Consider the following 21,940-nt stretch of genomic DNA (forward strand, 5'->3'; position numbering starts at 1 on the left):
CTTCGCCCGGCAGCCGGACGATCAGCCATTGTAGCGCTGGAACACAAGCGAAGCGTTGGTGCCGCCAAAACCAAAGGAATTGGACAACGCCACGTCGATCTGGCGGGAGCGAGGCTTGTTCGGCACCAGGTCGATCGCGGTTTCGCGCTCGGGGTTGTCGAGGTTGATGGTCGCCGGCGCGACATTGTCCCGGATAGCCAGGATCGAAAAGATCGCTTCGGCGGCACCCGCCGCCCCCAGCAGATGGCCGATCGACGACTTGGTCGACGACATCGAAATCTTCGACGCGGCATTGCCGACAAGCCGCTCGACGGCGCCAAGTTCAATCGTATCGGCCATGGTCGAGGTGCCGTGCGCGTTGATGTAGTCGATATCCGCGGGCGTAAGCTTGGCCCGGTTCAACGCCGCGGTCATGCAACGGAAAGCCCCGTCGCCATCCTCCGCAGGAGCCGTGATGTGATAGGCATCGCCGGTGAGGCCGTAGCCGGTCACCTCGGCGTAGATTTTCGCCCCGCGCGCCTTGGCGTGCTCGAGTTCTTCCAACACCACAACACCGGCGCCCTCGCCCATGACGAAGCCGTCGCGGTCGCGGTCATAGGGACGCGACGCCGTTTGCGGCGTGTCATTGCGGTCGGTCGACAGAGCCCGGCAAGCGGCAAAGCCAGCGATCGACAGCCGCGTCACCGGCGCTTCGGCGCCACCGGCGACCATGACGTCGGCATCGCCCCACATGATCAGCCGGGCCGCATCGCCAATGGCGTGCGCGCCGGTCGAACAGGCCGTGACGACGGCATGGTTCGGGCCTTTCAGCCCGTGCCGGATCGAAACCTGGCCGGAGACGAGATTGATGATCTGGCCCGGAATGAAGAAGGGGCTGATGCGGCGCGGGCCGCGGTCCTTGAGGATCATCGCGTTCTCGGCGATGCCCTCGATGCCGCCAATACCCGAACCGATGAGCACGCCGGTGGCGCATTGCTCCTCGTGGGTCTTGGGCTCCCAGCCGGAATCCTTCAGCGCCTCGTCGGCGGCGGCAATCCCGTACAGGATGAAGTCGCCGATCTTGCGCAATTCCTTCGGCTCGAGCACGGCCTCGGGATTGAAGGTGGCATTGCTGCCGTCGCCACGCGGAACGACGTGGGCGATCTTGCAGGCAAGATCCTCCACCTCGAACTCGGTGATGCGCTTGGCGGCGCTGCGGCCGGTCAGAAGTTCCTTCCAGCTGTGCTCAAAGCCCATGCCGAACGGCGACAACAACCCAAGGCCCGTGACGACGACACGCCTCATCGCAGGTCCTCCCCGGTGATGACTGCTGAAAGCGTCAGGCCGAAGCCTTGTCGATGTACTTAACCGCGTCGCCGACGGTCAGGATGGTCTCGGCCGCGTCGTCGGGAATCTCGACGCCGAATTCTTCTTCGAACGCCATGACGAGTTCGACCGTGTCGAGGCTGTCGGCGCCCAGATCATCGATGAAGCTCGCCTGCTCCGTCACTTTGTCGGCATCGACGCCAAGGTGCTCGATGACGATCTTCTTGACGCGCTCTGCGGTGTCACTCATTTGGGGCATCCTCGTCTTTTGTTTGTCTGTCTTCGTTAGCGGGCAGAATGCCGCTAATCAAGCTGAAAGATGGTCCTGCCGGAAACGCAACGGCTACAGACCGGTTTTTGCCCGAACCGCCGGGTTGCGGGCCGCATTACACGAAAAATGGCGGAGGTCCAAGGCGAAATGGTCTCTTTTCACAGCCCCGCAATATCCGTCAAATCATGGCCATGCCGCCGTTGACATGGATGGTCTGGCCGGTGACGTAGGCGGCTTCGTTGGAGGCGAGGTAGGCAACCGCGGACGCCACTTCAACGCTCGTGCCCATGCGACGCGTCGGAATCGCCGCCATGATCGCCTCTTTCTGCTTGTCGTTGAGCTTGTCGGTCATGGCCGATTCGATGAAGCCCGGGGCGACGCAGTTGACGGTGATGTTGCGGGTGGCGATCTCCTGCGCCAGCGATTTGGAGAAGCCGATCATGCCGGCCTTGGAGGCACAGTAATTGGTCTGGCCGGGATTGCCGGTCACGCCGACCACCGAGGTGATGTTGATGATGCGGCCATGGCGGCGGCGCATCATGGGGTGGGTGAGTTCGCGGGTCAGCCTGAACACGGCGGTCAGGTTGACCTCGAGCACGGTGTCCCAGTCGGCATCCGACATGCGCACGAACAGCCCGTCCTTGGTGATGCCGGCATTGTTGACCAGGATATCGACACCTTCGAGCTCGGCCTCCGCCTTCTGGCCAAGCGCCTTGACCTCGTCGCGGTTCGACAGATTGGCCGGGAACAGTTTGACCCGCTCGCCAAGTTCGCCTGCCAAGGTCTCCAGTTTCTCGATGCGGGTGCCGTGCAACCCAACAATGGCGCCTTGCGCATGCAGCACGCGAGCAATCGCCTCGCCGATGCCTCCCGATGCGCCGGTGACGAGCGCCTTGCGGCCGGTCAGTTCGAACATTTTCGTCTCCTGATCTGAGGGGAACACCCTTCACACGGGTGGGGTCAAATCGCCAGTGGATTATGCAAGTGCGGCCAGCGCCGTCTCGACATCGGCCGATGTGCCGACCGACGCGGTAGCGATGTCGCGGTTGATACGCCGTGCCAGGCCCGACAGCACCTTGCCGGCGCCGATTTCGTAAAGCGTTGCAACGCCGTTGGCGCCGAACCATTCCACCGTTTCGCGCCAGCGCACGCGGCCGGTTATCTGCTCGACCAGGCGGCGCGCGATCTCGTCGGGATCACTGGTCGGGGTCACGGTGACGTTGGACAGCACGGGCGCCGCCGGCGCATGCTTCGTCACGCCGGCCAGCGCCTCGCGCATGACATTCGCCGCCGGCGCCATCAGCGCCGAATGGAAGGGCGCCGAGACCTGCAGCATCAATGCCCGCTTGGCGCCCTTTTCAGTGCATAGTTTCGCCGCCAGTTCGACCGCGGCCTTGGCGCCGGAGATGACCAGCTGGCCGCCGCCATTGTCGTTGGCGATCTGGCAGACTTTGCCAGCCCCTTGCGCGGCCTCGGTGCAAGCGGCTTCGACATCCGCCTGCTCCAGTCCGATGATCGCCGCCATGGCGCCCTCGCCGGCCGGTACCGCCGCCTGCATGGCGTTGCCGCGGATGCGCAGCAGCCGTGCGGCATCGGCAACGGAAACAAAACCAGCGGCGGCAAGGGCTGAATATTCGCCCAGCGAATGGCCGGCGACATAGGCGACCTTGTCCTTCAGCGAGAAACCGCGCGCTTCCAGCGCCCTGATCACTGCCAGTGACACCGCCATCAGCGCCGGCTGCGCGTTGGCCGTCAGCGTCAACGTTTCTTCCGGACCTTCCCAGATCAGCTTCGACAGGTTTTCGCCGAGCGCGTCGTCGACTTCCTGGAAGACCCTGCGCGCCTCGGGAAAGGCGTCGGCGAGCTCTTTGCCCATGCCGACAGCCTGGCTGCCTTGTCCCGGAAAGGTGAATGCGACGGCCATGCGAGGGCTCCCGAAGACTGGTTTTACTTGCCTGATAACACGAATTTTCCCTGCCTGTGGCGCAAGGCAGGCCGCCAAGTCAAGCCCGGTTCAACCCGGTGCCAGCTCCGAGCTGCGCGCCGAGTGCCTGTTCCAAAAGGCTTTTCGGCGATCACTCCTGATGAAAACCGCTCACGAATCGTTTGCTGGCTCTTCTTATTTCCGCCACAGGCGCTAGCTTTGCGTGACAATTATATGACAATCGCGTGACTTGGGTTGTCACCGGGTGGGAAGTTAAAGTGGCAAAGAGTTCGAAACGCGCCAGCAAAGCTGCGCCTCAATTCCTGGAAGACGATCCGTCCACCGGCTATCTGCCGGGCCGGAGATGGCCGGTCGTCCGCTATGGGCTGATCAGCCTGGCGATTTCGGCCATCCTGGTGTTTGCCATCGAATTGATTGTGCGCGGTGACTTTGCCGGGACGGTCTCCTTCTTCCTGCAGCCGCTCAAGCCGGGCTGGACGACCATCGTCGTGTTCGCGCTGATCCTCATCGGTCTCGATGCCGTGCTCGGACGCAGCCATCAGAGCCTGATGATCGTCGCACCCTTGACGCTGTCGCTGGCTTTTGTCGGCCACCAGAAATCGCATTATCTCGGCGATCCGCTCTACCCGACGGATTTTCTCTATTCCCGCCAGATCGTCGCCCTGCTGCCGTTGCTGGTGCGTGACCGGCCGATGACCGCGCTCGCCATGGTCGTCGGCATCGTCGCCGGCCTGTCGCTGCTCGTTTATGGCTGGCGGCTATGGCGCCGCAAGGTTCCAGCACTCAGCCGCAAGGGCCGCCTCGCCCGGCTGACGCTGGCCGTGCCGCTGCTCGCTTTCTTCGTCTCGATCATGGACTACGCCACCTTCTCCTGGACCAGGGACCGGCTGCAGATCATCCCGATCATGTGGGACCAGAAGGAAAACTATGCCTCCAACGGCTTTGCGCTCGCCTTCGCGCTCAACGTGCCGATGGCGCATGTCTCGGCACCGCCGGGCTATACGGATAAGGCGATCGCGGCGATCGAGAGGCCGCAGATGACAGCCACTGTGCCCGATGAAAAGCCCGACATCATTGTTGTCATGAGCGAATCCTTCTGGGATCCGACCAAACTGCCCGGCGTCACCATCACGCCGGATCCCATTCCCACCGTGCGGGCATTGCGTTCCGGTTCGATGTTCTCGCCCGAATTCGGCGGCATGACCGCAAACATCGAATTCGAGGCGCTGACCGGCTTTTCCAACGCCTTCCTGCCGGCCGGCAGCATCCCCTACCAGCAATATGTGCGCACGCCGACGCCTTCGATGGCGACTTTCCTGAAGAGCGAGGGCTACAGGGCGCGCGCCATCCATCCGGGCACCAACTGGTTCTGGAACCGTGGCGCGGTCTATGCCGATTTCGGTTTCAACGATTTCAAGTCGGAAGAGACGCTGCCGCCCATGGAAAAGCGCGGACCGCTGGCATCGGATGCGGCGATGACGGACGAAATCATCCGCGAAGCCGACGCCAGCGACGACCCGGTGTTCTTTTTCGCGGTCAGCCTGCAGAACCATGGCCCCTATGAACCGAACCGCTATTACAACCCGACCCACGCGGTGCAGGCGCCGATCAGCCAGTGGGCACGCGACTCGCTGCTGAGCTACGCGGAGGGTTCAGCCGACGCGGACCGCGGCCTTGAACGGCTGATCGAATGGGCCAAGAAGCGTTCCCGCCCCACCGTGATCGCCTTTTTCGGCGACCATCTGCCGCCGCTGGGGCCGGTCTATGTCGAAACCGGCTTCCTGAAAGACAATGTCGCGCCACGTAAGGAAGCGACGCCGCAAGACGCACTGGAGCATCATCAGACGCCGCTGATCATCTGGTCGAACCGCTCCGGTTCGGTCGAGAACCTTGGCGCGGTGAGCCCGGCCTTCCTGCCCTATCATATCCTCACCACCGCGGGGATTACCCACCCCTATTACACGGGTTTTCTGGGTGAGATGCGTGAACACTACCGCGTCGTCGACCGCAACCTGCTGCTGACGCCGGCTGGCGAGGCCACGCCCGACTGGTCCCGGCAGAAGGAGATCGACCCGGCGATCCGCGATTTCCGGCTCATTCAGTACGACATGATGTTCGGCAAGCGCCACGCCGCGCCCGACTTCTTCCCCGAGACGGTCGACAAGGTTGTCGCCCATACGAGTTGAGAGGTAAGCTCGACCCTTCCAGGGTAGAGCTCTCAATTGGTCAGCTGCAGCCTTGAGAACTTGTTGGCGATCTGCTGGAAAACGTCCGGCAGTTTGGCCGGATCGTTGACGGCATAATAGCCGCTCGGGTCCGAGGCGCACGCACTGTAGAGCGTGCGGTTGGCGGCGGTGTCGGACTGCAGCACCATTGTGTAGATTTGCACACCCTGGTTCTTCAACTGCGTGCACACGCTCTTGGTCCAGCCATCGACATTGCGCGCCGCTGTCGCCTGGTTGTCCGAGCCGAAGCGGCCCCCCGCCAGATATCCATAGGACGTGTAGTCGGACTTGGTCGGCTGGTTGCTGGCGCCATAGACGACATTCTCGCCATCGGTAAGCAGCATGACGATCTTGCTGACGCCTGCCGTCTTGAATGGCGCACCATCAGTATAGGGCGCACCGGGTGAAAGCACCCGCATGCCCCATGACAGGCCCTCCGAGACGTTGGTGCCGGAACCGTTCCACTCCGTCATCTGGCTTGCCGCCTTGCGCAATTTGTCGAAATCGTCGGTCAGGGGAACCACGGGGGTTGGGCAGGAGCGGTTGGGGCCGACGGTGATCGCGCTGCCGGTCTCGGTGACGATCTTGTTCGTCGGCGCGACATATTTGGCGACCTTCTCCAGGTCCGCGGCCAACAGTGCGTCGACCACGCCGCCAAGCAGGCCGCTGAGGTCGATACCCAGTATGTTGACGCCCGGCTCGGCGAGTTTGACCTTGTCGATGGTGTCGTCGAGGTACGAATTGTTGTAGCCGGTCGCCGAGTTGCCATAGGAGCCAGACGGCCTGGTGGCAGGCGCCGGATCGTCGGGAGCAAAGTAAGGCACGAACAGCGTGTCGGGTCTGTTCGGATCCGGTGGCGTATCGGAAATGTTGTAGGTGCCGGGGCGCGCCTCGACGCAGCCTTTCCAACCGGTGTCTTTCCATCCGCCCTTCAGCCCCAATTGCTTGAACAGCGCCATATGGTTCGGCCGCTTGCCGTCGATGACGGGAAAATTGATGCCATTGGTCGAGGACTTGCCGTCCATGTCGATCCAGGACGGGTCGAACTCGTCGCCATTGACGTTGACGGCCGTGACGAAGGGAACCAGCGAGGCACGCACCTGGCGCGTCGGCGATTTTGTCGACTCGAGCGTGTCCAGCAAGGACTTCGTCGCCGTCCTCAGTGCCGTCATGCGGGCACCGGCCATCGAGCCGGTATTGTCCAATACCAGCACGACTTCGAGCTGGTTGTTCGATTCGACCGCCGAGGCGTCGACGACAATGTGCTTGTTCTGGCCGAACAGGAAAGCGAAGTTCAAATTGACGTCCGCCGAGGCAACCGCCTTGGTCTTGACGAAGTTGACGCCCCTGTCGACGGTCAGCGTCGCCTGCGCGTTGGCGAGTTCGCCATGTCCGGCGATGTTGGCCTGAAAATAGCGGTCGAAGGCGTCGTTGCGGGTAATTTCCAGATCGCCGAGATGCGAGGAGGCAAGATTTGCCGAGTCGAGCGCATTCTGCAGGTTGCTCTTGGCCCGCATGATGGTGGAGACATCGACGGCAAACGCCACCGCCGACAGGATAGCCGGCAGCCCGAGCCCCATCAGCAGCGCGAAATTGCCGCTCTTCGAGCGCCAGAATCTGTTGAGAAGCATCCTTACCCCCGAAATGCTTACCCGCTTGATCTGCGCGGCTTGCCCGGGCTTTTGCACCTCCCATGATGAATCGACCGTTGACGGCGAGGGCTCAACCCTGCACAACCTGACATTGTGGTTAAGGGCCGGTTGCAGGGAAAGCGCCAGGCCGTATCGGCGCTGCCGCCTGATTTTGCGGCGCCCTGCGACATCGGGAACACCGCTTGCCCTTGCCTTATCAGTGGATTGCTGTATAGACGCCGCCAATCTGCCGGTCCCAGCTGGGGGCTGAACGGAGGGCCGGAGGTTTCAAAAGCCTTCGTGTGAAGCCGGAAGTGCTTCCGCCTCCCGTGTCTCCGCTCTCGACCGTCTCGTCATGCTCCTTTCTTCCCCGTGCCTCTTGGCATACGGGTCAGAGAAGTTGCAGAGGCTTTTGCCGCCGGGAACCGGGAGAGAAACGAAGAAAGGCACGAAGACATAATGGCTCTTTACGAACATGTGTTTCTTGCCCGGCAGGACCTCTCGCAGCAGCAGGTCGATGCGCTTGTCGAACAGTACAAGGGCGTCATCTCCGCGAATGGCGGGGCCGTCGGCCGGGTCGAGAACTGGGGACTGAAGTCCCTCACCTACCGGGTCAACAAGAACCGGAAGGCATACTACACGCTAATGGACCTCAACTGCCCGCCGGCAGCGCTCAACGAGATGGAGCGCCAGATGGGTCTGTCCGAGGACGTCCTGCGTTTCCTGACCATCAAGGTCGAGGCGCATGAGGAAGGTCCGTCGGCCATGATGCAGAAGCGCGAAGAGCGCTCCGAGCGCGGCAGCTTCGGCGACCGCGACCGTGGCGATCGTGGTCCGCGTTCGTTCGGCGACCGTGATCGCGGCGACCGTGGCGATCGTCCGCCGCGCAGCTTCGGTGGCGACGCCGGTGGCGATCGTGGTCCGCGCCGTCCGCGCGAAGGCTTTGAAGGGGGTGCAGAATAATGGTCGACATCAACCAGATCCCGACCCGGCGCCCGTTCCATCGTCGCCGCAAGACCTGCCCGTTCTCCGGCGCCAACGCGCCTAAGATCGACTACAAGGACGTGCGTCTGCTGCAGCGCTACATTTCCGAGCGCGGCAAGATCGTGCCGTCGCGCATCACCGCCGTCAGCCAGAAGAAGCAGCGTGAACTCGCCAAGGCGATCAAGCGCGCCCGCTTCCTCGGCCTGCTGCCCTACGTGGTCCGCTAATTCTCTCGAACGGGCGGTTCGCCGCCCGTTCCTTTCGCCGGCCATGACGGGCATGACCGGCTCAGCCATCAAATCCCGAGTTGAGGTCAACGCCTCTAACTGCCGCGACAGGCAGGACAGCGACACCGGCGCTCAAGGCGCTCAAGCTTCCTGACCTGTTCCATTGAATTTGGCGCCTGCCCTGTGGACGGACGCCCAACCAAAAGGAACAAAACCATGGAAGTCATTCTTCTCGAACGCGTTTCCCGCCTCGGCCAGATGGGTGATACCGTCAAGGTCAAGGACGGCTTTGCCCGCAATTTCCTGCTGCCGCAGGGCAAGGCGCTGCGCGCCAACGAAGCCAACAAGAAGAAGTTCGAAGGCCAGCGCGCCCAGCTCGAGGCCCGCAATCTCGAGCGCAAGTCGGAAGCCAGCCAAATTGCCGAAAAGCTCGACGGCAAGAGCTTCATCGCGGTCCGTTCGGCCGGCGAAACCGGCCAGCTCTACGGTTCGGTGTCGACACGCGACATCGCCGATCTGGTGACGGCGGAAGGCTTTTCGGTCAACCGCAACCAGATCCTGCTCAACCAGCCGATCAAGACCATCGGCCTGACCAATGTGGCGATCGCGCTGCATCCGGAAGTCGAAGTCACCATCACGCTCAACATCGCCCGCACGGCCGATGAAGCCGAGCGTCAGGCCAAGGGCGAGACACTGACCACCGCCGAAGCCATCTATGGCGACGACATCAACGACAATGCGCGGCCGGAAAACTTCTTCGATCCGAACGCCGAGTTCGAAGGCGGCGAAGACAACGCCTGATCGCGTACGACAAGCGAGGGAGCAGCGCTCTTATCACTTTGTCGTCATCCAGCCTTTGTGGACCAATGCCCGGGCCTCTCGCCCGGGCATTTTTGTACCAAATGGAACTTTTCGAACCCCTATATATTGTTGCAGAATTAAGGCAGCCAGTCTGACCGTGAGGGGACATTTGGTTATGAACATCCTGCTGAAGCGCGTTCTCGACCGCCTGGTGCGCACGGGCAATCTCAAGGTAACCGGGCCCAAAGGCTCGACAGTCATCTTCGGCGACGGCAGCGGCGAGCCGGTGCATATGCACATCAAGACCGCGCATGCCGAGCGCGCCATTACCTTCGATCCGATGCTGGCGGTGCCTGAAGCCTATATGGATGGCGAACTCGACATTCTCGAGGGCGGCGTGCTGGGTGTGATGCGCATAGCCTTCCAGAACATGGGCAGCGGCGGCATCGACGCGACATGGTCGAAAGCCATCGAGGGCCTGCGCCACGCCTTCCGCCGCCTGCAGCAGATCAACACCGCCTCGCGTTCGCGCCGCAACGTGCAGCGCCACTACGATCTGTCGGGCGATCTCTACCGGCTCTTCCTCGACGAGGACATGCAGTATTCCTGCGCCTATTTCGAGCAGCCGGACATGACGCTGGACGAGGCGCAGGCCGCCAAGAAGCGCCATATCGCCGCCAAGCTCAGGCTGAAGGCCGGCCAGACCGTGCTCGACATCGGCTCCGGCTGGGGCGGGCTTGGCCTCTATCTCGCCAAGGCGTTCGACGTCGACGTGCAGGGCGTGACGCTGTCGACCGAACAGCATGGCGTCGCCACCGACCGGGCGCATGCGCAAGGCCTGGAAAACCACGTTCATTTCGAGCTGAAGGATTACCGCGAACTCAACGAACGCTTCGACCGCATCGTTTCGGTCGGCATGTTCGAACATGTCGGGGTCAATCACTTCCGCACCTTCTTCGACAAGGCGGCGACGTTGCTGAAGCCCGATGGCGTCATGCTCCTGCACACGATCGGCCGCTCCGGCGTGCCGTGGGCGACCAGCGCCTTCATCCGCAAGTATATATTCCCGGGCGGCTATATTCCGGCCATGTCGGAGGTGCTGCCGGCGATCGAGAAGTCCGGCCTCGTGGTCACCGACGTCGAGATCCTGCGGCTCCACTATGCCGACACGCTGAAGCACTGGGGCCAGCGCTTCGCCGCCAACCGCGACAAGGCCAAGGCCATCTACGACGAACGCTTCTGCCGCATGTGGGAATTCTATCTGGCCGCTTCGGAAGCCGCTTTCCGCTGGCAGGATCTGGTCATCTTCCAGTTCCAGATCGCCAAGAAGAACGAAACGCTGCCGATGACCCGCGACTATATGGCCAAATGCGAAAAGGCGCTGGAAATGCGCGACATGGGCCGCCGCGAAGCGGCTCCCGTCGAGAAGCCCGCCAAGCCAGCCCGCCGCCGCAAGGTGGCGGAATAGAGCCGAACGTTCGCAGGCTTTCGCCATTGGCGCTTGCCATTCCCGGCCCCTGCCCTGAAAAAGGCCTCGTGATCGTCGCGAGGCCTTTTTCATGACCTATCTCCTCTATGCCGCCGCGGCACTGGCCGAGATCGCCGGCTGTTTTTCGGTATGGGCCTGGTGGCGGCTGGAAAGATCGCCCTTGTGGCTGGCGCCGGGCTTCGTCTCGCTGCTTGTCTTCGCCTGGCTTCTGGCGCTGGTCGACACCAATGCGGCTGGCCGTGCCTATGCCGCTTATGGCGGCATCTACATCGTCGCCTCGCTCGGCTGGCTGTGGCTGGTGGAAGGCGTGCGGCCCGACCGCTGGGATCTTGGTGGTGCCGCGCTCTGCATAGCCGGCGCTTCGCTCATCCTGCTCGCACCGCGAGGAGCATAGCGTGGAGCTGCCAGCCCCTCTTCGACAAGCTGTCGATCGCATCCTGGAAAAAGTCCCGCTGCTCGAGCTGAAGCAGGCAGCAAAAACCTTGTCGGACCGCTACCGCGCCGAACTGCGCGACGGCCGTCTGCACATGGCGCAGGACATGGCGGTCAAGGCCTATCTGGCGACGCGGCTGCCGGCGACCTATGCCGCGGTCCGCGCCAGCCTCGATGCGCTCAACGAAGCGCGGCCGGACTTCACGCCGAAAATCCTGCTCGATGTCGGCGCCGGTCCTGGTACGGTGCTTTGGGCCACCAGCGCGCTCTGGCCCGATCTCGAACAGGCCATCTTGCTGGAAGCAAGTGCCGCGGTGCGCAAGGTCGGCGAGACGCTTGCCGCCGATGCCATCACGGCCCGCACCGTCTGGCAGGCCGGCGACGTCACTATCGATCTTGCCGACGTTCAGCCGGCGGACCTCGTCACTTGCGCCTATGTGCTGGACGAGATCGTGCCGGCGTCGCTGCCCAAAATGGTCGACCGCCTATGGCAGCTGACGACAGACACGTTGCTGATCATCGAGCCGGGCACGCCGGCGGGCTGGCAGCGCATTCTGGCGGTTCGCGCGCAGCTGATCGCGGCCGGCGCGCATCTGCTGGCGCCTTGTCCGCACGAGGCGCCCTGCCCGCTCAGCCCACCTGACTGGTGCCACTTTTCCCGCCGCGTCGCCCGCTCGCGCCTGCACCGGCTGGCCAAGGACGCGGAAGTGCCTTGGGAAGACGAGAAATTCATCTATGTCGCCGCGTCGCGCCAGCCGGCCGCCTCCCACGCCGCTCGAGTCATCGCACCGCCGAAATCCGGTTCCGGCAAGGTTCTGCTCAAGCTTTGCCAGGAGGACGGCACGGCCACGGAGCAACTGTTCACCAAGCGTGACGGCGCGGACTTCAAGCTGGCCCGGCGGCTGGACTGGGGCGACCGGCTGGACCCAGGCAGCACGTGAACGACCGATTGTTCTTGCTTCGTTCCAGGGCTTCGCATAAGAATCGCCGCTTGCCGAGTCAACCGGAATCGGGACACAGGAACACTGTCCTGTGGACGGTTTGTCGTTCCTGTGAACAACGGGCATCAAGGCTGTTTGGTCGAGCGGTGATGCAGAAAGGTCAGCACGGTTTCGTCTCGTTCTGATATCGAAAGGCCGGGATCTAGATCGGGGACATCATGGCAGAGGCAGCGCGGAAATTCGGCGTGGCGGAGCAACCGCTTTATCGTGAGGCGCCGAACAATATCGAGGCCGAGCAGGCGCTGCTCGGCGCGATCCTTGTCAACAACGATGCCTTCTATCGTGTCTCCGACTTCCTGAAAGCCGGCCATTTCTACGAGCCGCTACACAGAAAAATCTTCGATGTCGCGGCCGAGCTCATCCGCATGGGCAAGGTGGCGACGCCGATCACGCTAAAAACCTTCCTGCCGGCCGATGAGAAGGTCGGCGACATGACGGTGGCTCAATATGTCGTGCGGCTGGCGGTCGAAGCCGTCACCGTGGTCAACGCCACCGACTATGGCCGCGCCATCTACGACCTGGCGACGCGCCGCGCGCTGATCACCGTCGGCGAGGACATGGTCAACATCGCCTATGACGCGCCGGTCGACATGTCGCCTTCCGAACAGATCGAGGACGCCGAGCGCCGGCTGTTCGAACTGGCCGAAACCGGCCGCTACGATGGCGGCTTCGAGAGCTTCACCGACGCGGTCAAGACCGCGGTCGACATGGCCAACGCCGCCTATATGCGCGACGGCCATTTGTCGGGCCTTGCCACCGGCATGCGCGATCTCGACCGCCGCATGGGTGGCCTGCAATCGTCCGATTTGATCGTGCTTGCCGGTCGCCCTGGCATGGGCAAGACGTCGCTCGCCACCAACATCGCCTTCAACGTCGCGGAGGCCTATGTGCCGGCGCAGCAGGCCGATGGCTCTTTCAAGGCGGCCAATGGCGGCGTGGTCGGCTTCTTCTCGCTCGAAATGTCGTCCGAACAGCTGGCCACCCGTATCATTTCCGAGCAGACGGAAATCTCGTCCTCGAAGATCCGCCGCGGCGAAATCACCGAAATGGACTTCGAAAAGCTGGTCGCCTGTTCGCAGACCATGCAGAAGATCCCACTTTTCATCGACCAGACCGGTGGTATTTCCATTGCCCAGCTGTCCGCCCGCGCGCGTCGCCTGAAGCGCCAGCGCGGCCTCGACCTGATCGTCATCGACTATATCCAGCTGATGCAGGGGTCATCCGCCAGGGCCTCGCAGAACCGCGTGCAGGAAATCACCGAGATCACCACGGGCCTGAAGGCGCTGGCCAAGGAACTGGCGGTGCCGATCATCGCGCTGTCGCAGCTGTCGCGTCAGGTCGAAAGCCGCGACGACAAGCGCCCGCAGCTCTCCGATCTGCGTGAATCCGGCTCGATCGAGCAGGACGCCGACGTCGTGATGTTCGTCTACCGCGAGGAGTATTATCTCAAGAACCGCGAGCCCAAGCTTGGCACCGAGGAATACGTCAAGTGGGAAAACGAGATGAACGAGATGCGCGGCAAGGCCGAGGTGATCGTCGCCAAGCAGCGCCATGGCCCGACCGGCTCGGTGACGCTCGCCTTCCACGGCGAATTCACCCGCTTCTCCGATCTGGCTGAGGAGCACCATATCGCCGAGAGGTTTGAGTAGCCTCTTGCCAGCTGTCGCAACAGAAAAACGGGACCAAGGCGCTCTACGGCGCCCCCCTCTGTCCTGCCGGACATCTCCCCCACAAGGGGGGAGATTGGCTGTCGGCGACGCCGGCGCTCATTTCTGCAGCGCTGAAAATTGGCGAAACCCCACGCGCAATTCGATCTCCCCCCTCGTGGGGGAGATGTCCGGCAGGACAGAGGGGGGCGCTGTCCCGCCGACCTGTCTTTCATTTGTGGCAGGCCAAGCCTGATGGCTAAATCGCGCGTCCAGTTCATCTGCCAGAATTGCGGATCGGTGCATCAGCGCTGGGCCGGCAAATGCGATGCCTGCGGCGAGTGGAACACACTGGTCGAGGAAGGCACGTCCGGCGGCATCGGCTCGGGGCCGGCCAACACGCGCAACGCCCGCAAGGGCCGCGCGGTGGTGCTGACCACGCTTTCCGGCGACATCGAGGACGCGCCGCGCATCATCTCGGGCATCGGCGAACTCGACCGCGCCACCGGCGGCGGTTTTGTACGCGGCTCCGCACTTCTGGTCGGCGGCGATCCCGGCATCGGCAAGTCGACGCTGCTCACCCAGGCTGCCGCCGCTCTTGCCTCCAAAGGTCACCGCATCGTCTATGTCTCGGGCGAAGAAGCCGTCGCGCAGATCAGGCTGAGGGCGCAGCGGCTCGGCGTCGCCGACACGCCGGTGGAACTGGCAGCCGAGACCAATGTCGAGGACATTCTTGCCACGATCGCCGACGGCAAGCGGCCGGATCTGGTCATTCTCGATTCCATCCAGACGCTGTGGACCGACCTTGCCGATTCAGCGCCAGGCACGGTTACCCAGGTGCGCGCCGCCGCCCAGGCGATGATCCGTTATGCAAAATCCACAGGGGCAGCGATCGTGCTGGTCGGCCATGTCACCAAGGAAGGCCAGATCGCCGGCCCGCGCGTGGTCGAGCATATGGTCGATGCCGTGCTCTATTTCGAGGGCGAAGGCAATCATCACTTCCGCATCCTGCGCACGGTGAAGAACCGCTTCGGACCGACCGACGAGATCGGCGTCTTCGAAATGTCGGACAAGGGCTTGCGCGAAGTCGCCAATCCATCCGAGCTGTTCCTCGGCGAGCGGCATGCGAAATCGCCGGGTGCTGCGGTTTTCGCCGGCATGGAAGGCACAAGGCCTGTTCTGGTCGAGATCCAGGCGCTGGTGGCACAATCTTCGCTCGGCACGCCACGACGCGCCGTCGTCGGTTGGGACGGAGCTCGCCTGTCGATGATCCTGGCGGTTCTCGAAGCCCATTGCGGCGTGCGCTTTGGCCAGCACGACGTCTATCTCAACGTTGCCGGCGGCTACCGCATCAGCGAGCCAGCGGCCGATCTTGCGGTCGCCGCCGCACTGGTTTCCTCGCTCACCGGTCTTGCCCTTCCGGCTGATTGCGTCTATTTCGGCGAAATCAGCCTTTCGGGCGCGGTGAGGCCGGTTGCGCATGCGCAGCAGCGCCTCAAGGAAGCCGAAAAGCTGGGTTTTGGTAGCGCGGTTCTGCCCTTGGGCAGCGAGGAACTTGCCGGGGGGATCGGGGCCGGCGCTTTCCAGCCCACCGAGCTTGCCGACCTCGTGGCGCGCATAGCCGGCTCAAGGCGCAGCCGTGTCGACGACGAAGAGTGACGCGGCTCGCCGAGCCGTGAACAAGAGATCGGAGTGGGGCGAAAGACATGCCGATTACGCTGCTTGACGGAATCCTGGTCGGCTTCACCCTGGTCTCGGCGATGCTCGCCATGGTTCGCGGCTTCTCGCGCGAGGTCCTGTCGGTCGTCTCGTGGGCGGCGGCAGCGGCAGCGGCATTCTTCTTCTACAAGCCGGTCCTGCCCTACCTGAAGCCCTACATCGAGAATGAGAAGATCGCCATGGCGGCCTCCGCCGGCGTCGTCTTCATCATCGCGCTGATCGTCGTCTCGGTGATCACCATGAAGCTCGCCGACTGGATCATCGATTCGCGTATCGGCGCGCTCGACCGCACGCTCGGTTTCCTCTACGGCGCCGCGCGCGGCATCCTGGTCGTCGCGGTGGCGCTTTTGTTCTTCAACTGGCTTGCCGGCGCCAAGGCACCCGCCTGGGTCACGGATGCCAAGTCGCGGCCGCTGCTGGAACAGATCGGCGCCAAGCTCGAAAACCTGCTGCCGGCCGACACCGAAAACGCAATCCTCAAGAAGCTCAGCCCGAAAGCGGGCGCCGAGACTCCGGCTACCCCGGATGCACCAGCGGCGGATGCCCCTGCCGGCGGCGATGACGCCAACGCACCAGCGCCCGACGACAACGACGCCGCCCCTGCCGACAACACGGCCAAGCCGGCGTCGGCAGCACCGGCAAACTGACGCCCGAAACAGGCGTCGGAGCAGACGATGGTGTGAACGACTGCACGGCGCGCGTTGCTTTCGACGCGAACCCGCACTATATGGCGATTTTAGCGGAGCTTAAGATGGCAGACGCAGACGACGTGCTTTCCGCCGAGGCCGACGACCATTTCCACGACGAATGCGGCGTGTTCGGCATTTTCGGCCGACAGGACGCAGCGGCAATTGTCACACTTGGCCTGCACGCGCTGCAGCATCGCGGCCAGGAAGCGGCCGGTATCGTTTCCTACGACGGCAGCCAGTTCCATGTCGAACGCCATGTCGGCCTGATCGGCGACACCTTCACCAAGCAGCGCGTCATAGACAGCCTGCAAGGCAACCGCGCCATCGGCCATACGCGCTACGCCACGACCGGCGGCGCCGGCATGCGCAACATCCAGCCCTTCTTCGCCGAACTCGCCGATGGCGGTTTTGCCGTCGCCCACAACGGCAATTTGACCAACGCCATGACGGTGCAGCGCGCGCTGCAGAAACAGGGCGCGATCTTCTCCTCCACCTCCGACACCGAGACGCTCCTGCACCTGGTTGCGACCAGCAAGGAGCGCGACCTCAACTCGCGCTTCATCGACGCCGTGCGGCAGGTCGAGGGCGCCTTCTCGCTGGTGGCGATGACCGCCAAGAAGATGATCGGCTGCCGCGACCCGCTCGGCATCCGGCCGCTGGTGCTCGGCGATCTCGACGGCGCCTGGATCCTCGCCTCCGAGACCTGCGCTCTCGACATTATCGGCGCGCGTTTCGTGCGCGACCTGAAACCCGGCGAGATGGTCGTCGTCACCTCCAAGGGCATTGAAAGCCTGTTCCCGTTTGAGCCGCAGAAGACCCGCTTCTGCATCTTCGAATATGTCTATTTCGCCCGGCCGGATTCCTCGGTCGAAGGCCGCAACGTCTACGAAGTGCGCAAGCGCATCGGTGCCGAACTGGCGCAGGAAAACCCGGTCGAGGCCGACATCGTCGTGCCGGTGCCGGATTCGGGCACGCCGGCGGCGATCGGTTTTTCGCAAGCCGCAGGCATTCCCTTCGAACTCGGCATCATTCGCAACCACTATGTCGGCCGCACCTTCATTCAGCCCGGCGATTCGATCCGCCACATGGGCGTCAAGCTGAAGCACAACGCCAACCGCCGCATGATCGAGGGCAAGCGCGTGGTGCTCGTCGACGATTCGATCGTGCGCGGCACCACCAGCCAGAAGATCGTGCAGATGGTGCGCGACGCCGGCGCCAAGGAAGTGCACATGCGCATCGCCTCGCCGCCGACCAGCGCCTCCTGCTTCTATGGCGTCGACACGCCGGAGAAGTCGAAGCTTCTGGCTTCGCGCATGTCGGTGGAAGAGATGGCCGAGTTCATCCGAGTCGACTCGCTCGGCTTCCTGTCTATCGATGGGCTCTACCGTGCCGTCGGCGAGGTCGGCCGCGACAACGACCAGCCGCAATTCTGCGACGCCTGCTTCACCGGCCAGTACCCGACCCGCCTGCTCGACTTCGAAGGCCACGACAATGTGCGCACGCTGTCGCTGCTGGCGAACAACGGGGCGTAGGCTAGAGCAGTTCACCGTTTCACGGAAAACGGCGAACCGCTCCAACTCTTTGTTTTGACACAATTCCGGACGGAAAACCGCTTCACACTTTTCCTGGAATTGCTCTGGACCTTACGGAAATTCTCGCATGACCCTCGACCTTACCGGCCGCGTTGCGGTCGTCACCGGCGCCTCGCGCGGCATCGGCTATTTCATCGCCAGGGAATTGGCCGCAGCCGGCGCGCATGTCATCGCGGTTGCGCGCACGGTCGGTGGGCTGGAAGAACTCGACGACCAGATCAAGGCAGCCGGTGGCCAGGCGACCCTGGTGCCGCTCGATCTCGCCGACATGGCCGGCATCGACCGGCTGGGCGGCGCCATCCATGAGCGCTGGGGCAAGCTCGACATTCTCGTCGCCAATGCCGGCGTGCTCGGCGTCATCTCGCCGATCGGCCATGTCGAGGCCAAGACCTTCGAGAAGGTGATGACCATCAACGTCACCTCGACCTGGCGGCTGATCCGCTCGGTCGACCCGCTGCTCAGGCTTTCGGATGCCGGCCGCGCCATCATCCTGTCGTCCAATGCAGCGCATTCGGCGCGCGCCTTCTGGGCGCCCTATGCGGCATCGAAGGCGGCGGTCGAAACCATGATGCGCTCGTGGGCGCATGAGACGCAAAGCCTGCCGCTGCGCATCAATGCCGCCGACCCGGGCGCCACCCGCACCGCCATGCGAGCCCAGGCCGTGCCCGGCGAGGATCCGGAGACGCTGCCGCACCCCTCGGAGATCGCCAAACGCATCGTGCCGCTCGCGAGCCCGGAGCTGAAAGAGACTGGACTGATCTTCCAGGCCAAGCACAATCGTTTTGTTGCCTACCGCCAACCGGAGTAGCTGCATCCTTTTGCCGGAAGAATTCGGGCACTCCCGACGTTCTTCGAATGTTTTGCGACGGACCGAGCCGACAGGGCCTCAAAATCTGGATGCAAAATCCGCCGGATCATCACGCGGCTGTGATCTGAGGGGAAAGGCCGGGTCGCGGTCATGCTTTCGTCATTTCCAAGGAGTTGTTAGGATCGAAACGACTCCCACAACAACGAGCGCCCTGCTGGGCAGAACAAGGACATCCCCATGGCTACGACCGCAGCATTGGTCTGGTATCTGGTAATCGCCGGCCCGCAGGGCGGCATGGTCGTGCTGCCCAGCACCTTCGACAAGCGCGAGCAGTGCACCGCCGCCATCACCGAATATCAGAAGCAGCCGACACCCACCGGCTGGTCCATACAGTGCGTACCGAGCGCCTCGCCCTTCACCGACGAAGGCGATGCCGAGACGCCGTCGGCACAGTAAGCATCCTTTACAACAAGGCCCGCAGCTGCCGGCTGCGGGCCTTGTCATTTCAACGCCGGGCGCTCACCGTCAGCTCCGGCTTCTGGTTGATGGTCTGGAACACCACGCAATAGCGCTCGGTCAGCTTCAGCAGCGAATCGACGCGCTCCTGTGGTTCATCCGTGTCGAGGCTGAAATTGAGCCGGATAGCGCGAAAACCGACCGGCGCATCCCTGGCGACACCGAGCGTGCCGCGAAAATCGAGATCGCCTTCGGCCTCCACCGTGGCAGCGCCGAGCTTGAACTCGAGCGCCGTCGCCACTGCTTTCAGCGTCACGCCGGCACAGGCGACCAGGGCTTCCAGCAGCATATCGCCGGAGCAGAGCTCGAGCCCAGAGCCGCCGGTTGCCGGATGCAGACCGGCGATGGCCAACGCCCTGCCCGTCTCCACCTTACAGGCCACCGACTGGTCGTCGATCGAGCCTTTGGCGCGCAGCGTGATCAGCGCCTGCGAGGCATCGTCGCGGTAAGCCTGCTTCAGCGGCGCCTGCATGGCCTTCAGTTCGGTTGCATCCATTTCCGTTGTCTCTTTCGCTTTTTGCGGCCAGCGAGCAGCGTGGCTTTGTCAGATATAAGTGCCGATCGCCTCGCCGAAGCAAGACCGCCAGTTCCTGCCCCAACGCAAGCCCAGGGCTGGCGTAGCGCTGTGCCAACTTTCGGCCGTATAGCTTGGCAAGACGGCTATTTCCCGGCCATTGCGTTGATCCACGGCATTTCTGCCGCTTCCCGTAACACTGGTCCCACGCCTATGGCCGACATCGCCATTCTCGAAACACGCGAAAGGGCTTTCGCTGGAATCCTGCTGACCGGCGCTGCCTATCTGTTGTTTTCGACGCAGGACGCCTCGATCAAGCTGCTGGTGACCGGCATGACGGTCTGGCAGATCATGTTCTTCCGCAGCATCACCATTCTGAGCGCCTGCGCGGCGATCGGCGGGCGAAAACTGTTTGCCGACACGGTGCGCTCGCCGATCGTGCGGCCCATGCTGGTGCGCAGCGCGTTCACGCTTGCCGCCTGGCTTTGCTACTACAACGCCGCGCGCAGCCTGCAGCTTGCCGAACTGACCACGGTCTATTACGCGGCGCCGATCATCGTCACCGTGCTTTCGGTGTTCCTGCTCGGTGAAAAGGTGCCGATGCTGCGCTGGCTGGCGGTTCTGATCGGTTTTGTCGGGGTCTTCGTCGCCTGTGATCCGACCCATCTCGGCCTGTCCGTGCCGGTGCTGCTGGTGCTGGCGGCCGCCCTTTTGTGGGCCATCGCCATCGTGCTCCTGCGCAAGACAGCACTTGCCGAGCGCTCAATGATCCAGCTGCTCCTCAACAATTTCTATTTCCTGCTGTTTTCGGCGGTGCCGGCGCTGTTGTGGTGGCATACGCCTGATCTGAACCAGCTGCTGCTTCTCGGCAGCGTCGGCGCCCTTGGCGGCCTGGCGCAATATCTTCTCTTCGAAGGCATGAAGCGAACGCCGGCATCGATCCTCGCCCCGCTCGAATACAGTTCGCTGTTGTGGGCGTTCGCGCTCGGTTTTGCGATCTGGGGCGACGTGCCGCGCCGCGAAGTGTTTCTCGGCGCTGCGCTGATCATCGCCGCCGGCCTGCTGATCGTCGGCGGCGAGCATTTCCGCAAGCGGCTGTGATGTGGGTAGCCGTCACTGCTGACACTACGATGTCAGGACCTAGCGAGGTAGGCTGCCGGTATGACTGACATCGCAACCACCACAACCGAAACCACCGAGCGCACGCTCGGCATCATCCTGGTGTCGTCATCGGCTGCCGTGTTCGGCCTGACCGGTGTGTTGACGAAGTCGATCCATGCAGACCCGCTGACGATTACCTGCTGGCGCGGCTTTGTCGGCTCGATCCTGATCAGCCTCTATGTGCTCTGGCGCCGCCGCCGGTCGGGCAACCGCGACACGCTCCGCCTTGGCTGGCGCGGCTGGCTGCTGGCGGTGGAAGGCGCGCTGGCCAGCATCGCCTTCATCTCGGCGTTCAAATTCACCTACGTCGCCAATGTCGCGGTCATCTACGCAACGTCGCCCTTCATTGCCGCCTTGCTCGCCTGGGTGCTGGTGCGCGAGCCCTTCCGCCTGCAGACGATGCTCGCGGCCGCCGTATCGCTGTGCGGCGTGGCGATCATGGTCTGGTCGGGCTTCGGCACCGGCAATCTGTTCGGCGACGGGCTGGCGCTGCTGATGACGGCCGGCAGCGCGCTCTACATGATCATGGTGCGCGCCTTCCGCGACACGCCGGTGGTGTGGGCCGGCGCGGTTTCAGCCTTCCTGCTGTTCATTATCGGCTGGTTCGTCACCGATCCCTTGGCGGTTTCGGCAAGGGATGCTGTTCTGCTCGTCACTTTCGGCGCATCCTTCGCATTGTCGTCGATCCTGTGGACGGAAGGCGCGCGGCTCATCCCGGCGCCCGAATCCGGCCTGCTCGGCTCGGCGGAGGTGCCGTTCGCGATCCTGTTTGCCTTCCTGTTCCTGGCCGAGATCCCGCCTGTCGCCAGCATTGTCGGCGGCGTCATTGTGCTTGGCGCAGTGTTCGCCCATGCCGGCCGCGACTGGCTGGCGGCCCGCTCGCAGCAGGCAGCGTCGAATATTTCTTAAAAAAGTGACACGGTCACGGAACCATCATCCGACTCAGACATTATTGGTGCGACGGGCCACCCCCCAAGTCCCCCC

At 63.3% G+C, this 21,940-nt stretch carries 21 protein-coding genes; 15 read left to right on the plus strand and 6 right to left on the minus strand.

Annotated features, from left to right (window positions below; genetic code table 11):
- Nucleotides 1-21 precede the first annotated feature (21 nt).
- The 4 genes from fabF to fabD all read right to left on the minus strand — a co-directional run bounded on the left by fabF (nucleotide 22) and on the right by fabD (nucleotide 3,500).
- On the minus strand, nucleotides 22-1,284 hold the full coding sequence (gene fabF / locus CKW40_RS25155) for a beta-ketoacyl-ACP synthase II (protein WP_095202528.1): 1,263 nt from the start codon (nucleotides 1,282-1,284) through the stop codon (nucleotides 22-24).
- A gap of 34 nt (nucleotides 1,285-1,318) precedes the next feature.
- Entirely contained in the window at nucleotides 1,319-1,555 is a 237-nt protein-coding gene (locus CKW40_RS25160) for an acyl carrier protein (protein ID WP_006203723.1), read from the minus strand.
- Nucleotides 1,556-1,754: 199 nt separating this feature from the next.
- A complete protein-coding gene (gene fabG / locus CKW40_RS25165) occupies nucleotides 1,755-2,492 on the minus strand; it encodes a 3-oxoacyl-[acyl-carrier-protein] reductase (protein WP_095202578.1) in 738 nt (245 codons plus the stop codon).
- 60 nt (nucleotides 2,493-2,552) lie between these two features.
- Entirely contained in the window at nucleotides 2,553-3,500 is a 948-nt protein-coding gene (gene fabD, locus CKW40_RS25170) for an ACP S-malonyltransferase (protein WP_095202529.1), read from the minus strand.
- 278 nt (nucleotides 3,501-3,778) lie between these two features.
- On the opposite strand from fabD, the gene CKW40_RS25175 reads away from it, so the two are divergent.
- Entirely contained in the window at nucleotides 3,779-5,707 is a 1,929-nt protein-coding gene (locus CKW40_RS25175; RefSeq protein WP_244571281.1) for an LTA synthase family protein, read from the plus strand.
- A 32-nt stretch (nucleotides 5,708-5,739) separates the two neighbouring features.
- Here CKW40_RS25175 and CKW40_RS25180 read toward each other — a convergent pair whose 3' ends face one another.
- Nucleotides 5,740-7,377, minus strand: a complete 1,638-nt coding sequence (locus CKW40_RS25180; protein ID WP_095202531.1) for a pilus assembly protein — start codon at nucleotides 7,375-7,377, stop codon at nucleotides 5,740-5,742.
- A 459-nt stretch (nucleotides 7,378-7,836) separates the two neighbouring features.
- On the opposite strand from CKW40_RS25180, the gene rpsF reads away from it, so the two are divergent.
- From rpsF to CKW40_RS25245, 12 genes are all read left to right on the plus strand, one after another.
- Nucleotides 7,837-8,340: a 30S ribosomal protein S6 gene (rpsF, locus tag CKW40_RS25185; RefSeq protein ID WP_095202532.1), complete on the plus strand. Its 504-nt coding sequence runs from the start codon at nucleotides 7,837-7,839 to the stop codon at nucleotides 8,338-8,340.
- Nucleotides 8,340-8,588 (plus strand): 30S ribosomal protein S18, encoded by a 249-nt coding sequence (gene rpsR / locus CKW40_RS25190; RefSeq protein ID WP_006203718.1) that lies wholly within the window; start codon nucleotides 8,340-8,342, stop codon nucleotides 8,586-8,588. The genes rpsF and rpsR overlap by 1 nt, the downstream gene beginning before the upstream one ends.
- Before the next feature lie 216 nt (nucleotides 8,589-8,804).
- Nucleotides 8,805-9,389, plus strand: a complete 585-nt coding sequence (rplI, locus tag CKW40_RS25195) for a 50S ribosomal protein L9 (RefSeq protein ID WP_095202533.1) — start codon at nucleotides 8,805-8,807, stop codon at nucleotides 9,387-9,389.
- Between the two features lie 175 nt (nucleotides 9,390-9,564).
- On the plus strand, nucleotides 9,565-10,857 hold the full coding sequence (locus CKW40_RS25200) for a cyclopropane fatty acid synthase (protein ID WP_095202534.1): 1,293 nt from the start codon (nucleotides 9,565-9,567) through the stop codon (nucleotides 10,855-10,857).
- 91 nt (nucleotides 10,858-10,948) lie between these two features.
- Complete coding sequence (locus CKW40_RS25205) at nucleotides 10,949-11,272, plus strand: YnfA family protein (protein ID WP_095202535.1); 324 nt, start codon at nucleotides 10,949-10,951, stop codon at nucleotides 11,270-11,272.
- 1 nt (nucleotide 11,273) lies between these two features.
- Complete coding sequence (locus tag CKW40_RS25210; RefSeq protein WP_095202536.1) at nucleotides 11,274-12,251, plus strand: small ribosomal subunit Rsm22 family protein; 978 nt, start codon at nucleotides 11,274-11,276, stop codon at nucleotides 12,249-12,251.
- A 218-nt stretch (nucleotides 12,252-12,469) separates the two neighbouring features.
- Nucleotides 12,470-13,960: a replicative DNA helicase gene (locus CKW40_RS25215; RefSeq protein WP_095202537.1), complete on the plus strand. Its 1,491-nt coding sequence runs from the start codon at nucleotides 12,470-12,472 to the stop codon at nucleotides 13,958-13,960.
- A 252-nt stretch (nucleotides 13,961-14,212) separates the two neighbouring features.
- A complete protein-coding gene (gene radA / locus CKW40_RS25225; RefSeq protein WP_095202538.1) occupies nucleotides 14,213-15,616 on the plus strand; it encodes a DNA repair protein RadA in 1,404 nt (467 codons plus the stop codon).
- Nucleotides 15,617-15,663: 47 nt separating this feature from the next.
- Nucleotides 15,664-16,323: a CvpA family protein gene (locus tag CKW40_RS25230; protein WP_095202539.1), complete on the plus strand. Its 660-nt coding sequence runs from the start codon at nucleotides 15,664-15,666 to the stop codon at nucleotides 16,321-16,323.
- A gap of 104 nt (nucleotides 16,324-16,427) precedes the next feature.
- Entirely contained in the window at nucleotides 16,428-17,897 is a 1,470-nt protein-coding gene (purF, locus tag CKW40_RS25235; protein WP_095202540.1) for an amidophosphoribosyltransferase, read from the plus strand.
- Between the two features lie 127 nt (nucleotides 17,898-18,024).
- A complete protein-coding gene (locus CKW40_RS25240) occupies nucleotides 18,025-18,765 on the plus strand; it encodes an SDR family NAD(P)-dependent oxidoreductase (RefSeq protein WP_095202541.1) in 741 nt (246 codons plus the stop codon).
- A 237-nt stretch (nucleotides 18,766-19,002) separates the two neighbouring features.
- Entirely contained in the window at nucleotides 19,003-19,221 is a 219-nt protein-coding gene (locus CKW40_RS25245; protein WP_095202542.1) for a hypothetical protein, read from the plus strand.
- A gap of 49 nt (nucleotides 19,222-19,270) precedes the next feature.
- Here CKW40_RS25245 and CKW40_RS25250 read toward each other — a convergent pair whose 3' ends face one another.
- Nucleotides 19,271-19,777, minus strand: coding sequence for an OsmC family protein (locus tag CKW40_RS25250; RefSeq protein ID WP_095202543.1), 507 nt, complete (start codon nucleotides 19,775-19,777; stop codon nucleotides 19,271-19,273).
- Nucleotides 19,778-20,008: 231 nt separating this feature from the next.
- Here CKW40_RS25250 and CKW40_RS25255 point away from each other — a divergent pair, with 231 nt between their 5' ends.
- Together CKW40_RS25255 and CKW40_RS25260 are read left to right on the plus strand one after the other, a co-directional pair.
- Complete coding sequence (locus CKW40_RS25255; RefSeq protein WP_095202544.1) at nucleotides 20,009-20,896, plus strand: DMT family transporter; 888 nt, start codon at nucleotides 20,009-20,011, stop codon at nucleotides 20,894-20,896.
- A 60-nt stretch (nucleotides 20,897-20,956) separates the two neighbouring features.
- The gene (locus CKW40_RS25260) at nucleotides 20,957-21,865 is read left to right on the plus strand and encodes a DMT family transporter (protein WP_095202545.1); all 909 of its coding nucleotides are present in this window, start codon (nucleotides 20,957-20,959) and stop codon (nucleotides 21,863-21,865) included.
- Nucleotides 21,866-21,940: the final 75 nt, after the last annotated feature.

It is taken from the genome of Mesorhizobium carmichaelinearum, assembly GCF_900199455.1.
In the GTDB taxonomy this organism is placed as follows: domain Bacteria; phylum Pseudomonadota; class Alphaproteobacteria; order Rhizobiales; family Rhizobiaceae; genus Mesorhizobium; species Mesorhizobium carmichaelinearum.

Excerpts from the sequence above, each read along its gene's own strand:
- fabD (WP_095202529.1), bottom strand. The coding sequence starts at position 3,500 with ATGGCCGTCGCATTCACCTTTCCGGGACAAGGCAGCCAGGCTGTCGGC.
- CKW40_RS25230 (WP_095202539.1), top strand. The coding sequence starts at position 15,664 with ATGCCGATTACGCTGCTTGACGGAATCCTGGTCGGCTTCACCCTGGTC.
- radA (WP_095202538.1), top strand. The coding sequence starts at position 14,213 with ATGGCTAAATCGCGCGTCCAGTTCATCTGCCAGAATTGCGGATCGGTG.
- rplI (WP_095202533.1), top strand. The coding sequence starts at position 8,805 with ATGGAAGTCATTCTTCTCGAACGCGTTTCCCGCCTCGGCCAGATGGGT.
- CKW40_RS25215 (WP_095202537.1), top strand. The coding sequence starts at position 12,470 with ATGGCAGAGGCAGCGCGGAAATTCGGCGTGGCGGAGCAACCGCTTTAT.
- fabG (WP_095202578.1), bottom strand. The coding sequence starts at position 2,492 with ATGTTCGAACTGACCGGCCGCAAGGCGCTCGTCACCGGCGCATCGGGA.
- CKW40_RS25250 (WP_095202543.1), bottom strand. The coding sequence starts at position 19,777 with ATGGATGCAACCGAACTGAAGGCCATGCAGGCGCCGCTGAAGCAGGCT.
- rpsR (WP_006203718.1), top strand. The coding sequence starts at position 8,340 with ATGGTCGACATCAACCAGATCCCGACCCGGCGCCCGTTCCATCGTCGC.
- CKW40_RS25205 (WP_095202535.1), top strand. The coding sequence starts at position 10,949 with ATGACCTATCTCCTCTATGCCGCCGCGGCACTGGCCGAGATCGCCGGC.
- CKW40_RS25240 (WP_095202541.1), top strand. The coding sequence starts at position 18,025 with ATGACCCTCGACCTTACCGGCCGCGTTGCGGTCGTCACCGGCGCCTCG.
- purF (WP_095202540.1), top strand. The coding sequence starts at position 16,428 with ATGGCAGACGCAGACGACGTGCTTTCCGCCGAGGCCGACGACCATTTC.
- CKW40_RS25260 (WP_095202545.1), top strand. The coding sequence starts at position 20,957 with ATGACTGACATCGCAACCACCACAACCGAAACCACCGAGCGCACGCTC.
- CKW40_RS25180 (WP_095202531.1), bottom strand. The coding sequence starts at position 7,377 with ATGCTTCTCAACAGATTCTGGCGCTCGAAGAGCGGCAATTTCGCGCTG.
- CKW40_RS25200 (WP_095202534.1), top strand. The coding sequence starts at position 9,565 with ATGAACATCCTGCTGAAGCGCGTTCTCGACCGCCTGGTGCGCACGGGC.
- CKW40_RS25245 (WP_095202542.1), top strand. The coding sequence starts at position 19,003 with ATGGCTACGACCGCAGCATTGGTCTGGTATCTGGTAATCGCCGGCCCG.
- fabF (WP_095202528.1), bottom strand. The coding sequence starts at position 1,284 with ATGAGGCGTGTCGTCGTCACGGGCCTTGGGTTGTTGTCGCCGTTCGGC.
- CKW40_RS25160 (WP_006203723.1), bottom strand. The coding sequence starts at position 1,555 with ATGAGTGACACCGCAGAGCGCGTCAAGAAGATCGTCATCGAGCACCTT.
- rpsF (WP_095202532.1), top strand. The coding sequence starts at position 7,837 with ATGGCTCTTTACGAACATGTGTTTCTTGCCCGGCAGGACCTCTCGCAG.
- CKW40_RS25255 (WP_095202544.1), top strand. The coding sequence starts at position 20,009 with ATGGCCGACATCGCCATTCTCGAAACACGCGAAAGGGCTTTCGCTGGA.